Consider the following 12,791-nt stretch of genomic DNA (forward strand, 5'->3'; position numbering starts at 1 on the left):
CCCGCGGCGCCCGTGAGCGAACTGTCGCGCGCCTGGATTGGCACAGTCCGGAGAGCGCTAGTGCTTGACGCCCCGCTCATTTAGTTCATAATGAGGCGCAAATGAAGACACGCCGCCAAGTCGCTACAGACCACGCTGATCTTCGGGCCATCCTGGGTCTCATGAGCTGCCATGGCCAACGCCGGAGTCCCGAGTGATGGGCACACCCGAGCCGGTTTTACCACTTTCTCTCCTTGCCGCCAACAGGGATCAGTTCAATTCGCTCTTCTACACTCCCGTGAGCGTTGCCCTCCAGACGAAAACCAATCTTCACCTCCATGTGCTGCGCGTACACAATGGGAACTTTGACCTTGCCGGCTTGTACCGAGAACTGAAGAATAACAGCGTAGCCTACGTCTTGTCGCGATTGAATTACAAGAAGGCACTCGAGAATCCCGCCCGGTTGATGGAAGTTGCCGCAAAAGTACAGGCGCAATTTCGCGCCCCCGACGAGAAGGCTGGCGAAGGCGGCGAAGTCATCCTCTACTCACTTCTCGAAGGACACCTCGGCGCACCTAAAATACTCTCCAAAATGGAACTAAAGACGAATAGCGATCACTACGTCCACGGCTCTGATGGCGTTCACCTTCTGCGCACTGCCGACAACTCGTACCAACTCATCTTTGGCGAATCCAAAATGTATGGCGACTCAGGCGGAGTGGGCACGAGCGCGAAACGTGGCCTCAAGGCCGCGTTTGAGTCTGTGGGTAAAGTCCACGAAGATGGGTTCGACTTTGACACATGGCTCGTTCAATCTGAGCTCCTGAAAGAGGAGCTAGACGAGGCAAAGCTTGCCGCTCTCGCGGCCATATTGCTGCCTTCCGCCGGAGGCGGGGACGACGCACTCAAGAAGCACAACGCGTTCGGGATCTTTGTGGGTTACGAGATTGACGTCTCAGATATGAAGAGTGAAGATATGGAGCTAGATGAAATCGAGGTCGAACTCCAGAAGCGCGCCACTGAGGCCATCACGACCCAGCACGACTTGATCAAGCAGGAGATCACGGATCGAGGTCTTGGCGTCTACCCAATCCATCTCTACGCCATCCCGTTTGCGAAGCGAGGAACCGGCGACAAGGCTCACGGCATAGCCCAGATCCGCATGGAGCTTGCCGCTCAACTGGGGAATCACGGAGTGTCGAAGTAGGTGGCCGGCCGCATCGCAGCCGACGTTCTCAGCGACATGATCGTCGCTCGTGAAGACTTTACCGACGACCTCTCCGCAATAGAGAAGGCCGCCTCCGAAGCCTTCCTTAGGGGGGAGACATCCGCGGAGATCAATGAAGCGCTCGTCCACCGCCTCCTTCGCTACGCAGACATCATGTCCCACTCAACGCTTCCAGAGCATCGGGAGGCCTCGTACAACATCGTCGCGTTACTGCGTGAGTACGACGAACTCATCGGCCTATCACCGCGAAGCAGTGGCCGCGTCACCGCAGTCGCCACGGCTGTGCTCATTGAACTCGGCAACTTTCCCGGGCTAAGGACCCTGTCAAATATGACGGACGTTACCTACGCCTTGCCGGTTTCACGCGGGGTGCTTCGCGCCGCCAAAGAAGTTACCCAGGCCACTAAGCACGGCACCGCAACGCTGACGGACACACAGTTCGAGATTGCCGAGCGTATGCGCGGCGAAGACTTCTTCAGCTTCTCCGGACCGACCTCACTCGGTAAATCCTTCATCCTCAAGGACGCAATCTACGACATCGTCCGTCGATCGGACCTCGATCAGCACTGCGTCGTTGTACTCGTACCAACCAAGGCCCTCATCGGACAAACGGCCGCAGATCTGCGGGAGCTCCTTCGTGATGTGCCCGAGGTCAACGTCGCGACGTTCCCTTCCCTGCCGCTCTTCCTGCGGAAGACGTACCCACGCACCATCTTGGTGCTTACACCTGAGCGCTTGCTCCGATACCTATCCGACCCGGTTCGCGATATCGACTATCTGATCGTCGACGAGGCTCAGAAGGTCATCGCAAAGAAGGACGCCCGTTCGTCGATTTACTATCACGCCATCGTGGAGACAATCCGGCGGTTCGCGACGAAGCTCGTCTTCGCTTCTCCAAGCATCGAGAATCCGCAATTATTTCTTGAACTGTTCGGCAAGGCCTCGAACGGTGCGCTTACGGTCCGAGAACGAACGGTCGCACAGCAGCGTTACTTTGTCGACTTGGTGGAGCGGAAACAGTTCTACCTGTCGGGATCGGCTGGGGTGAACGGAAAACTTGCCGCAAAACCCACTGCAAAGACCGCGATTGAACTTGTCACGTCTCTCAGCGGCGCTCGCAAATCCATCGTCTACATTAACAGTTCCGCAAAGTCTGCGAACTTCGCGATGGATCTCGCCAAAACCCTTCCCAAAGTATTTGATCCTCGCATCGAGGCGCTCATCAAGTTCGTCAAGGAACACATTCATAAGGACTACTTCCTCGCAAATACACTCGAGCGCGGTGTTGCCTACCACCACGGCAAGATGCCACAGGAGGTGCGAGAGAAGGTCGAAGAGTGCTTCTCCGACCCCGACTCTCCGCTTCGTTACGTGGTATGCACGTCTACGCTGCTTGAAGGCGTGAATCTCCCGGCTAAGAACATCTTCGTGCTGAACGATACGCATGGCCCCGCAGGTTTTGGGAAGATTGACTTCGAGAATCTCGCTGGACGCGCTGGGCGCCTCACCTACGACTTCTCCGGAAATGTGATCTGCGTCCGGCACGAGCAGAGCAGTTGGACCGAGCAGCGCCAGGAACTCATTCCCCGCGGCGAGCCCATAGTGGCCGAGAGCTTCCTTGTGAATCCCGGGAAGACACGTAAAGACTTTACAGATATCGGACACTTCTTGCGTGGCGAGGAGATTCCTGGGAATCCATCGAATGACGCACAGCGTACTGTAGAGCAGTATGCCTCGATCCTCCTTCTTCATGTCCTCGGTAAGCAGCAGACACCTCTGCGAACGCTATTTCTAGAGAAAGTGAAGGACGGCGCGAAGCTCATCGACAAGGCGGTCACTGGCTTCACGGGATCCGAGGAAGTGCTTCGGAGATCGCCTGGAATTCAACCGCGCTACCAGAGTGCTGTCTGGGAGGAGCTTACCGCCGGCAAGGCGGGTGCGCTCATCCCGTCAGATACGGAAGATCTAAGTTTCGAACTCTTCGAGGCTGTCCTGAGGCATCTTGGCCGCCTCTACAACTGGATCAACGAAGAGTCCGGAGGTAGAGATCCGCTCGTGCCCAAAGAAGAGCCCGGCTACACTGCACGCATTCGTTACTGGGCGACCCTGATGTCGTACTGGGTCCGAGGCGATCCTCTCGTCCTGGTCATCAGCCGTGCGATTCGCTATCACGCAAAGCAAGGGGTCGTGACCTACCGGGACTACTCCGTCTCGCCCTACCTCATCACCGAACCGTTCAAGGTCGGCGACTCCAAGCAAGTCAACCGGATTATTGAGGAAACGATGCGCGATCTAGAGACCGGCCTTCGGTTCAAGATCATCAGCTACCTGGAGAACTACTTTGATCTCACGGTTCAGGCCCTCGGCGCGGCCAATGCTGGCATGAACGTTGCGAAACTCGTGGAGTACGGTTCAAGCGACGCACGGATCATCAACTTGCAGGAAGTCGGGTTCACGCGAGGGGCAGCCCTGGAGCTGTTAGGCAAACACGCCCAGTTCTTCAGCTTCACAGCTAACGACGAACTTGAATCAGTTGACCTCAGCCCGCTTCTTTCAGAGCCCGAGCTTATCGCAGAGGTCAAGGCGGAGTTGGAGAACATCCTTCGCAAAGCGCCGCCGCCAGTTGTGGAGGTCTTCGTGCCGTCATGAACGATCGATGGTGGTTCCATCTCGTCACTGAGTCCCAATTCGCAACAGAATTAGTGCGATCCGGTATTGGACGCGTATGCGCTCTACCGATGAGCGAAGACCGCCCAGGCGGTCAGGTTGGTTACGACGAGACATATCCGCTTAATGTTGGCCTTCACATGTACACGAGCGGACTAGAGCGCCTCTGCAAGCTTGCCCTCGCCTGCCACGGGTTCTTACTCACAGGGGAATTTCCAAAGACGAGGCAGTTCTCACACAAGCTGAGCGGCTTGCTAGATGCAATCGAACAGTTGGACATGAGCGGGCTCAGGTCGTATCACCCTGAGTATCTGTCCCGACCTGATGACGAGTTCGGGGCAGGCCTTGTCGCGTGGCTCGAGCGATATGCAACCGGTCATGGCCGTTACGAACTCCTCGACTCGCTGTCCCGAGATGACGTCGAGGTTCTGACCTGGGACGCCTGGGTGGAGCTCTGCGCCCGTGGCGTCGTCTCCAACGACGTCGCCGACAGCATCAGCATCCGAAACGCGATGAGCGAGGCCCTCGGCAACGTGACGGCCGCTAATCGCCTTGAAAGCGTCGCTTACCCATTCTGGGAGAGAACGTCTCGTTCATTTCATGCACCCGCTGTTGCGGTCGGCCTGGCCATGTATCGGCGCGCGCGCTGGGCGGCCGAGATTATCGGTACCACGACGCATTACACAGGCAGAGGCTTGCCGATCCTGCGCGAAGTCGTGGGCACGCTCACTCAGACAAGCGACAACTTTTTCGCGTACGAGATCGCAGGAATATCAGATCGTGATCCGGTAGTCGAGGAACTCAAGCTGCACTTTGAGAAGTTCAAGGCAGCGGACTGGGACGCTGAGCACCTCCGAAGCGACTGAAGCTACCGATTGGGCTTGATCACGATTATTGGCCGCGCGTTCTGGCTCCAGTAGTCCTTCCAAGCCTTCAACTGAATTGGATCGGCGAGGCTCCCAGAGATCTGGGTGTTCCCACCTCCCGCAGTCAGCGCGATCTGATCCCAACCCCCCTGGGTGGACGCAAACCCCGCGGCGAGTTGCGCCCAGGAGGGATCCGCGTACCGCACTTCGGCGTCGTGGAGGGAGTTGATCACCACGCCAGTCTTAGCGCACTGAACCGGCCCTGCCGCGAACGCCTCGTCCCGGAACGCAAGGCGATCCTCATTGATCACGGCGCGCAGAGCATCTTTGACGTCCGACTGAATGCCTTCCTGATCAATCGCGCTCGTGTAGCTCCAGTCGTCCACGGATCCGTCGACGCGACGAATCCAGATGCCTCGCGCATCACGGGCGACATACCGAATGTGCCCGTCGCCAAGGGACGTCAGCCTGATGAAGAACTCCTCGACACCATCACCGATCTTCTCCGCTGCGTCGTCGTCTCGGTCTAAGAGATCGAGGAGCACCGCCACATGGAGCGGATCGGTGACTACCTCTTCAAGGCCGTAGTGATCCTTGATGTTGTCCCGGACCCACGCCTTCGCCGCCTTCCGGGTCGGGAATCTCATGCTGGGAAGATCAACTGGCTTGGCAACGCCCATGTCTCGCCCTCTCTGCTGTTTTCACACCTTACTGTTTGCGGCTAGTGCGTCAGTGGCGGAGGTCGTGACAAACCAGCGGGGCGAGATGGGTATCGCCCCCACCGAGGGCAGCGGTTCACCCGTGCGATTGAGGAGGTTCCACGTCGAGTACGGCCAGTTCACGAAGGCACTGCTCGAACATGCCCGCAACGAAGCTGAGAAAGCTTCCTCTACCGATCAGGGCGCGGACGCAGCCTGACACCCTCCGCCTTCAGCACACGGTGGACCGCACCGAAGCTGGAACCGAGCGCTTCTGCGATCGGCTTGATAGCGAGGCCCTCTTCGTACAGGCGCACGGCGCGAGCTCGTTGCGTCATCGTCAGTGGCTGACGACGCATACGAACACCATGATCGTGAAGCAGCTCGAGGACGCTCGGCTTTGAGATGCCGAAGCGTTTGGACAGTTCCGGCGTGCCGACACCCGATCGGTATAGCTCTACCAACTCCGCGACCTGCACGTCAGTGAGCCGGCGGCGGATGAGCCACGAGAGGCCCGTATCGTCCAGGTCAGCGGTGGAATCTGCTGGCGCGGCCGCCGCAAGCTCAGCCAACTTCTGCAGCTTATCCAGAGGCGGAAGCAGCCCTCCTGATTTTTTTGAGGCTGGTCCTACCGTGCCCACCATGTCAGCGTCAGTCGGGGCATCTCCGATAGCGATACTCGCTGGGAGCCGCGTCTTCGTGATCGTCCTGTGGCCCCGACTTCAGCGAGGGCGAACTCGGCCGCACAGCAACCAGTCGGGATTCCCGACGGTTTCGCACCGAAGGCTCGCGACAGCTTGCGCGCGCGATTCCGGTCTGCATCCGCGGCGCGATCCGCTCCGTCAGTCACCGCGTCACGGGCGTCACCAACACCCGGTTCCGCGTACCTGACACCGGCCAGCCCTTGTCCGCACCGCCGCCGCCTCCCCAGCCGCACCGCGATACCCTGGAACCCGGCGCAGCCGCCCGTACGGGCACCGCCCCACACTATGAAGACCTCCTCGCTCCCCGTCCTCCGGCATGACGCCCCGGTGCTCGTCGTCGGCGACGGCCGCATGGGCCGTGCGCTCGCGGTCTCGCTCGAAACCGCCGGCGTCTCGGTCGTCGGCCCCGCGGGCCGCGGCGAGAACGGCGCGGATGCCGGAATCGTGCTCCTGGCCGTCCCGGATGCCGCGATCGCCGATGCGGCACGGGCCATCGCACCCGGCCGGCTCGTCGGGCACCTGTCGGGCGCGCTCGACCTCTCGGTCCTCACGCCGCACGAGGCGTTCGGCATCCATCCGCTCATGACCGTCACGGGCGCGGGGGCCTCGTTCGCCAGCGTGACCGCCGCCCTCGCCGGCACGACCCCGCGCGCCCACGCGGTCGCCGAAGCACTCGCGGACGTCCTCGGGATGACGGGCGTGCGGGTGCGCGACGAGGACCGTGCGGCGTACCACGCGGCCGCATCGATCGCCGCGAACTTCCTCGTCACGCTCGAGGGCATGGCGGAGGACCTCGCCGCGACCGCCGGCGTCGACCGCGACGCACTCGTGCCCCTCGTGCGCGCCACGGTCGAGAACTGGGCCGATCGCGGGGCGGCATCCGCCCTCACCGGCCCCGTCTCACGCGGAGACGACGTGACGGTCGCCCGCCAGCGCGCGGCCATCGCCGAGCGGATCCCCGACCGTCTCGCGCTGTTCGACGCCCTCGTCGAGGCGACCCGCGACCTGGCCGCGACCCAGCGCGCCGGAACCACGGCGACGCCGTGAGCCCCCGGATCGTGCGCACGGTCGCCGAACTGCGCACCGTGCTCGCCCCGCTCCGCGCGGCCGGCGTCGGCTTCGTCCCCACGATGGGCGCCCTCCACGAGGGACACCTGTCGCTGCTCCGCGCCGCACGGAACGACACCGGCACGGTGGTGCTCTCGATCTTCGTCAACCCGACCCAGTTCGGCGAGGCAGCCGACCTGGACGCCTACCCCCGCACCGAAGCAGCCGACGTCGCCCTCGCCGCAGAAGCGGGCGTCGACGTGGTCTTCGCGCCCTCCGTCGCCGAGATGTATCCGGCCGGCTTCGCCACCACGGTGTCGGTCGGCGGGGCGATCACCGGCACCCTCGAAGGCGCCGAACGCGGTCGGGCGCACTTCGACGGGGTCGCGACGGTGGTCTCGAAGCTCCTGCTCGCCGTACAGCCCGACCGCGCCTACTTCGGGGCGAAGGACGCCCAGCAGGTCGTCGTCGTCCGCCGGATGGTGGCGGACCTCGGCATCCCGGTCGAGATCGTCACGCGACCCACCTCCCGCGATGCGGACGGGCTCGCGCGCTCCAGCCGCAACACGCGCCTCTCCCCCGCCGATCGCACGGTCGCCGCGGCGATCCCCCGGGCGCTCCGGGCGGCACAGGATGCCTTCGCCGACGGCATCCGCGACCCCCGAAGTCTCACCGACACCGTGCGCGCCGAACTCGTCGGCCTCTCCCCCGAGTACGTCGAGCTCGTGGATGCCGACAGCCTCGACCCGATCCGCGAGATCGAGGGTCCGGCGCTCCTCGCGCTCGCGGTCCGTGTCGGGCAGGTGCGTCTGATCGACAACGTGGTGCTGGTGCCCGGGGTCGACGAGCGCATCGCCCTCGGCCCCGCCGAAAGGAGTCACGCATGACGAGTCCGAAGGTCACGCTGCGACGGCTCCGCGAGCTCGCCGACGCCGGAACGCCGATCGTGATGGTCACCGCGTACGACTTCGTGTCGGGCCGCGTGGCCGAGCGGGCGGGCGTCGACATCGTGCTCGTCGGCGATTCCGGAGCCCAAGTGGTGCTCGGCCACCCCGACACGACCTCGATCACGCTCGACGAGATGCTGACGCTCGCCAAGGCCGTGCGACGCGCGGTCCGCACCCCGCTGATCGTGTGCGACCTTCCGTTCGGCACCACCGAGCTGAGCGACGCGCAAGCGGTCGCCACGTCGGTCCGTTTCGTGCAGGAAGCCGGGGCCGACGCGGTCAAGATCGAAGGCGCCAATCCCGCGCGGCTCTCACGACTCCGGGCGATCGTGGAGGCCGGCATCCCCGTGGTGGGCCACGTCGGCCTCACCCCGCAGACGGCCACGGCGCTCGGCGGTCTCCGCGCGCAGGGTCGCACCGCGGACGACGCGATCCGCGTGGCCCGCGACGCCCTGGCAGTGCAGGAGGCCGGAGCGTTCGCGGTCGTGATCGAAGCCGTCCCCGCGGACGTCGTCGAAGAGATCCGGCGGGCGCTCCGCATCCCCGTCGTCGGGATCGGCGCGGGCACCGCCGACGGGCAGGTCCTCGTGCAGCACGACCTCCTGGGGATCACCGAGGGGCGCGCGCCCGTGTTCGTGAAGCGGTACGCCGCGATCGGCGACGCGATGGTCGAAGCCGTCGAGGCCTACGCGCGCGAGGTGCGCGAAGGTGCCTTCCCCGCGGCGGAGCACGTGTACCCGGCGTCGGCGGAGGTCGCCGCGGCGGTGCGCGACTTCATCGACGGGCGAGGCAGCACCGAGGGGAAGTCGTCGACATCCACATGATGACGGCGCAGTCCTTCGTCGGCTCAGTTGCGGTGCCGATCCTTCACGGGAGCAGATCGAGCATCTGAGGTCGAGCCTTCATCGCGTGGATGACCATTTCGTTGCCACTGTCGAAAACCAGAACGACGGTCTCGAGAAAGCGTCCCCGAGTGTCGAAGCCGAGACGAAGCTGTCGAGCAGGCGAATCGTCATCGAGATAGTCGATCCACACGGGAGAACTCGCGACTATCGCCGCATCCTCGGCAGAGATGCCGTGCTTCAGCGCCGCGGGATGGACGTTCACGCCGCGTAGGCGGCCAGCGCGGCCCGGATCAGCTCCGAACGAGTCTGGTGGGTCTGTTCTGCGAGGGCATCCAGCGCGGAGAGCTCCTCGGCCGTCAAGCGCAGTGCGACGACCTGACCAGGCTCGGCGCCACGGCCGGGTCGGCCTCTCCCGCGCTTCTTGATCGCCGTGATGTCGTAGCCGGTCTCGGCTTCTTCAGCCCAGGCCTGGATCTGAGCGTCAGTGACGGGAACGCCGTCGATCGTCTCTCGCCCGTCCATGCGAATATCGTATAACGAAATAGGTGAAGCCAGAAGTGTGGCGATCCGCTCAGGCATTGCCGCTCTTCGCCCAGCCGTCGGGCGCGGCGATGTTGAACATCCACGCCACCCCCCACGGGTCGACGATCTCGCCGTAGAAGTCGCCCCAGACCTGCTTCTCGAGCGATTGCACGACCTCGGCACCGCGCTCCACGAACGCGTCGTAGAACCCCGAGACGCGGTCGATCTCATCGCTCATGAACGCGGCGTGCACCCGGTTCGCGCCCCAGCCCTCCGCCGGTTCGCCGAAAGCATCCGCCCCCATCACCGTGAATCCATCCGCGCGCAGTTCGGAGTGCATCACGCCATCGGAGGGCGCGTCGGACATACCGAAGTCGGCGAAAGTGGCGATCGTCAGCTCACCGCCGAAGACCGAACGGTAGAAGGTCATCGCCTCGCGGGCGTGACCGTCGAACGAGATGTAGACGACGAGCGACGTGGGCATGGCGGCATCCTTCGCGGGAGGGCGGTCGATTGGGGGCCACGCTAGACCCGACCTCCGACACGCGAAAGGCCCATAGCGAGCGCATAGGAACGATGAGGATGCCATGAGTCTTCGCCCCCGATGCTGAGGTCGTCCCCGAAACGACCGGCATCAGGAGCAACCATGACCCGCATCCCCGAACCCGACCAGACCCCGCTCGGCCCCGCCTACGAAGGACGCCTGCTCGACCGGCCCGACGACGAGGTCGTCGACCAGGGGGCGTCCTTCGACATGCGCACCCTCGTCAGCCGCCGGAACGTCCTCGGCATCGTCGGACTCGGCGCCGGCGCGGTCGCCCTGGCCGCCTGCACCCCGCAGACCGCAGCCTCCACGACCTCCACGGCGACGGCCACCGCCACCCCGACCGCGAGCGCCACCGCGTCGGCGACTCCGACGGCGACGTCCGCCGCGGCGGCGTACGCGTCCGAGGAGATCCCGCAGGAGACCAACGGGCCGTACCCCGCCGACGGCACCAACGGCGTCGACGTGCTGAACCAGTCCGGCATCGTCCGCAGCGACATCCGCTCGAGCCTCGACGGCGGCGCGACCGCGGAGGGCGTGCCGCTGACGTTCACGTTCACACTCAGCGACCTCGCCAACGGGAACGCCGCCTACGCCGGAGCCGCGGTGTACGTGTGGCACTGCGACGCGAACGGGCTGTACTCGATGTACTCCGACGCGGTGGTCGACGAGACCTACCTCCGTGGCATCCAAGTCGCCGACGCGCAGGGCCAGGTGACCTTCACCACGATCGTCCCGGGCTGCTACAGCGGGCGGTGGACCCACATCCACTTCGAGGTGTACCCGGATGCCGCGTCGGCGACGAACGTGTCGAACCAGATCGCGACCTCGCAGGTGGCGTTCCCGCAGGACATGCTCGACGCCGTCTATGCCCTCGACACCTACCCGGACTCGGCGCGCAACCTCGCCCAGATCGGCAGCCTCTCCAACGACAACGTCTTCTCCGACGGCTGGGACCTCGAGATGGGCACCTTCACCGGCGACCCCTCCACCGGCTACGTCGGCAGCCTCGCGGTCGCGATCGATGCGACGACCGCGGCCACCGTGTCCGGCGGCGGCGGACCGTCCCGCCCCTGATCCCCTCACACCCAGAAAAGAGACCCCCATGTTGCAGAACCTCACGGGCTGGCACGCCCTCCTCATCCTCGCCGTCGTCGTCCTGATCTTCGGCGCCGCCAAGCTCCCCGCCCTCGCGCGCAGCGTCGGCCAGTCGATGCGCATCCTCAAGCAGGAATCCGAGGCCGACCGCACCCCCGAGCCGGAGACCACCGCCGTCCCGACCGTCACCGACGCCGCGCCCCGCACCGCCCCGGTCGACGCGGTTCCGCAGAGACACGTCGCATGAGCGCTGCCACCGTCGCCGCGCGGGCGGCGATGCCGCTCGCCGGGCACGCGCGCGAAGCCCGCATCCGCTCGATGCGCGCGGCGGTGGCACTCGTGGTCGGCATCATCGCCGGCTACGCCCTGTCGGGCGGCATCCTCGAGGTGCTGCGCGACCCGATCGAGCAGATCGCCCTGGCGCGAAACGCGAGCCTGAACTACGACAGCGTGTCCGCCGCGTTCGACCTCAAGGTGAAGATCGCCATCGTGGCGGGCATCATCCTGTCGAGTCCGATCTGGCTGTACGAGCTCTTCGCGTTCGTCTCCCCCGGCCTCACGCGCCGCGAGCGGCGGATGACGGCCGGCTACACGGCCGCCGCGATCGTGCTGTTCGCCGCCGGATGCACGCTCGGCTTCGCCGTCTTCCCGCACGTCGTCGAGGTGCTCACGAGCTTCTCGTCCGACCAGGACAGTTCCATCCTCAACGCCGGCACCTACGTCGACTTCGTGCTGAAGCTCGTCGCCGCCACCGGCGTGGCCTTCGTTCTGCCGGTGCTCGTCGTGCTGCTGAACGCCGTGGGTCTGGTCTCGTCCCGGACCATCCGACGCCACTGGCGTGTCGTGGTCGTCGCCATCGTGCTCTTCAGCGCGCTTGTGACGCCGGCGGCCGACGTCCTGTCCATGTTCCTGGTGGCCGCGCCCATGTCGGCGCTGTTCGCCGCCGCCCTCGTGATCACGCAGCTCGCCGACCGTCGGCGTGTGCGTCGCGACGCCCTCGACCGGAGGTGACCCGATGTTCGGAATGAGCCTCGAGAAGCTCGTCCTCGTGCTGCTGATCGCCGCCGTGCTGATCGGCCCCACCCGTCTGCCCGACTACGCGCGCCGCCTCTCGGGCGTCATCCGCTCGGCGCGGGGGCAGATGGATGCCGCGACCGCACGGCTCGCGCAGGAGACCGGCCTCCCGCGGGAGCACTGGAACCCCGAGGAGTGGCGCCGCTACGACCCCCGGGAGATCGTGCGCAGCGCCCTGCGGGATGCGCCGGCCGAGGCCACGCCGCCGAGATCGGATGCCACGGCCCCGCGCGACACGACCGTCGACGAAACCGCGAGTGGCACGGCATCCGACTCCCCCGAGTCCGATGACCCGTGGGCCGAGGTGCTGTGCGCACCCGAGACATTGGCGAGGATCCGCCCCGGGCAGCGATTCCTCGTGGTCGGCGGCTCCGCCCACCCCACGCGTATCACGCTCGCCGATCTCCCCGAGGACCATCCCGCACGACGGGCCTCCGCGGCGGTCAGCCCGGCGGAGACGGACCTTCCGGCGGCGCCCGTCGCCGACTCATCGATCACCGACGACCCTCACACGGCCGAGTGCGTCGGTGTCGGGGGCCCGCGCGAATCGCAGGAGCGCGGCCACTGACCCG

The 12,791-nt window shown here is 64.9% G+C and carries 15 protein-coding genes; 10 read left to right on the forward strand and 5 right to left on the reverse strand.

All coding sequences use genetic code 11. The features are described from left to right. The first annotated feature begins 277 nt into the window (after nucleotides 1-277). The 3 genes from BGO45_RS04940 (at nucleotide 278) to BGO45_RS04950 (ending at nucleotide 4,740) form a co-directional block, all read left to right on the forward strand. Nucleotides 278-1,186, forward strand: coding sequence for a DUF1837 domain-containing protein (locus tag BGO45_RS04940; RefSeq protein ID WP_292691416.1), 909 nt, complete (start codon nucleotides 278-280; stop codon nucleotides 1,184-1,186). After that, on the forward strand, nucleotides 1,187-3,856 hold the full coding sequence (locus BGO45_RS04945) for a DEAD/DEAH box helicase (protein ID WP_292691418.1): 2,670 nt from the start codon (nucleotides 1,187-1,189) through the stop codon (nucleotides 3,854-3,856). An 89-nt stretch (nucleotides 3,857-3,945) separates the two neighbouring features. Continuing rightward, nucleotides 3,946-4,740, forward strand: a complete 795-nt coding sequence (locus BGO45_RS04950) for a hypothetical protein (protein ID WP_292691420.1) — start codon at nucleotides 3,946-3,948, stop codon at nucleotides 4,738-4,740. 2 nt (nucleotides 4,741-4,742) lie between these two features. On the opposite strand, the gene BGO45_RS04955 is transcribed toward BGO45_RS04950, so the two are convergent. Then, nucleotides 4,743-5,420 (reverse strand): DUF3223 domain-containing protein, encoded by a 678-nt coding sequence (locus BGO45_RS04955; RefSeq protein ID WP_292691422.1) that lies wholly within the window; start codon nucleotides 5,418-5,420, stop codon nucleotides 4,743-4,745. 209 nt (nucleotides 5,421-5,629) lie between these two features. Continuing rightward, nucleotides 5,630-6,010 (reverse strand): helix-turn-helix domain-containing protein, encoded by a 381-nt coding sequence (locus tag BGO45_RS04960; RefSeq protein WP_292691424.1) that lies wholly within the window; start codon nucleotides 6,008-6,010, stop codon nucleotides 5,630-5,632. 417 nt (nucleotides 6,011-6,427) lie between these two features. On the opposite strand from BGO45_RS04960, the gene BGO45_RS04965 reads away from it, so the two are divergent. From BGO45_RS04965 to panB, 3 genes are read left to right on the forward strand one after another with little or no spacing between them, the layout of a single operon-like run. Continuing rightward, a complete protein-coding gene (locus BGO45_RS04965) occupies nucleotides 6,428-7,189 on the forward strand; it encodes a DUF2520 domain-containing protein (protein ID WP_292691426.1) in 762 nt (253 codons plus the stop codon). After that, on the forward strand, nucleotides 7,186-8,076 hold the full coding sequence (gene panC, locus BGO45_RS04970) for a pantoate--beta-alanine ligase (RefSeq protein WP_292691428.1): 891 nt from the start codon (nucleotides 7,186-7,188) through the stop codon (nucleotides 8,074-8,076). The genes BGO45_RS04965 and panC overlap by 4 nt, the downstream gene beginning before the upstream one ends. Continuing rightward, nucleotides 8,073-8,960 carry a 3-methyl-2-oxobutanoate hydroxymethyltransferase gene (gene panB, locus BGO45_RS04975; RefSeq protein ID WP_292691430.1) on the forward strand — a complete coding sequence of 296 codons (888 nt, stop codon included), beginning with the start codon at nucleotides 8,073-8,075 and terminating at the stop codon, nucleotides 8,958-8,960. Before panC ends, panB begins: the two co-directional genes overlap by 4 nt. Before the next feature lie 43 nt (nucleotides 8,961-9,003). Here panB and BGO45_RS04980 read toward each other — a convergent pair whose 3' ends face one another. The 3 genes from BGO45_RS04980 to BGO45_RS04990 are packed head-to-tail and all read right to left on the reverse strand — an operon-like array spanning nucleotide 9,004 to nucleotide 9,987. Continuing rightward, a complete protein-coding gene (locus BGO45_RS04980; protein ID WP_292691432.1) occupies nucleotides 9,004-9,243 on the reverse strand; it encodes a toxin in 240 nt (79 codons plus the stop codon). After that, complete coding sequence (locus BGO45_RS04985; protein ID WP_292691434.1) at nucleotides 9,240-9,503, reverse strand: ribbon-helix-helix protein, CopG family; 264 nt, start codon at nucleotides 9,501-9,503, stop codon at nucleotides 9,240-9,242. Before BGO45_RS04985 ends, BGO45_RS04980 begins: the two co-directional genes overlap by 4 nt. Nucleotides 9,504-9,552: 49 nt before the next feature. Beyond that, the gene (locus BGO45_RS04990; RefSeq protein ID WP_292691436.1) at nucleotides 9,553-9,987 is read right to left on the reverse strand and encodes a VOC family protein; all 435 of its coding nucleotides are present in this window, start codon (nucleotides 9,985-9,987) and stop codon (nucleotides 9,553-9,555) included. A 162-nt stretch (nucleotides 9,988-10,149) separates the two neighbouring features. On the opposite strand from BGO45_RS04990, the gene BGO45_RS04995 reads away from it, so the two are divergent. From BGO45_RS04995 to BGO45_RS05010, 4 genes are read left to right on the forward strand one after another with little or no spacing between them, the layout of a single operon-like run. Beyond that, nucleotides 10,150-11,124 (forward strand): 3,4-dioxygenase subunit beta, encoded by a 975-nt coding sequence (locus BGO45_RS04995; RefSeq protein ID WP_292691438.1) that lies wholly within the window; start codon nucleotides 10,150-10,152, stop codon nucleotides 11,122-11,124. Nucleotides 11,125-11,152: 28 nt separating this feature from the next. Beyond that, a complete protein-coding gene (locus BGO45_RS05000) occupies nucleotides 11,153-11,392 on the forward strand; it encodes a twin-arginine translocase TatA/TatE family subunit (RefSeq protein ID WP_292691440.1) in 240 nt (79 codons plus the stop codon). Next, nucleotides 11,389-12,156, forward strand: a complete 768-nt coding sequence (gene tatC / locus BGO45_RS05005) for a twin-arginine translocase subunit TatC (protein WP_292691442.1) — start codon at nucleotides 11,389-11,391, stop codon at nucleotides 12,154-12,156. The genes BGO45_RS05000 and tatC overlap by 4 nt, the downstream gene beginning before the upstream one ends. A gap of 4 nt (nucleotides 12,157-12,160) precedes the next feature. Then, entirely contained in the window at nucleotides 12,161-12,787 is a 627-nt protein-coding gene (locus BGO45_RS05010; protein WP_292691445.1) for a twin-arginine translocase TatA/TatE family subunit, read from the forward strand. Nucleotides 12,788-12,791: the final 4 nt, after the last annotated feature.

It is taken from the genome of Microbacterium sp. 71-36 (assembly GCF_001898305.1).
GTDB lineage: Bacteria > Actinomycetota > Actinomycetes > Actinomycetales > Microbacteriaceae > Microbacterium.

Coding starts and splice junctions, on each gene's coding strand:
- BGO45_RS04950 (WP_292691420.1), top strand. CDS start 3,946: ATGAGCGAAGACCGCCCAGGCGGTCAGGTTGGTTACGACGAGACATAT.
- BGO45_RS04955 (WP_292691422.1), bottom strand. CDS start 5,420: ATGGGCGTTGCCAAGCCAGTTGATCTTCCCAGCATGAGATTCCCGACC.
- BGO45_RS04965 (WP_292691426.1), top strand. CDS start 6,428: ATGAAGACCTCCTCGCTCCCCGTCCTCCGGCATGACGCCCCGGTGCTC.
- panB (WP_292691430.1), top strand. CDS start 8,073: ATGACGAGTCCGAAGGTCACGCTGCGACGGCTCCGCGAGCTCGCCGAC.
- BGO45_RS04985 (WP_292691434.1), bottom strand. CDS start 9,503: ATGGACGGGCGAGAGACGATCGACGGCGTTCCCGTCACTGACGCTCAG.
- BGO45_RS04990 (WP_292691436.1), bottom strand. CDS start 9,987: ATGCCCACGTCGCTCGTCGTCTACATCTCGTTCGACGGTCACGCCCGC.
- BGO45_RS04995 (WP_292691438.1), top strand. CDS start 10,150: ATGACCCGCATCCCCGAACCCGACCAGACCCCGCTCGGCCCCGCCTAC.
- BGO45_RS05000 (WP_292691440.1), top strand. CDS start 11,153: ATGTTGCAGAACCTCACGGGCTGGCACGCCCTCCTCATCCTCGCCGTC.
- tatC (WP_292691442.1), top strand. CDS start 11,389: ATGAGCGCTGCCACCGTCGCCGCGCGGGCGGCGATGCCGCTCGCCGGG.
- BGO45_RS05010 (WP_292691445.1), top strand. CDS start 12,161: ATGTTCGGAATGAGCCTCGAGAAGCTCGTCCTCGTGCTGCTGATCGCC.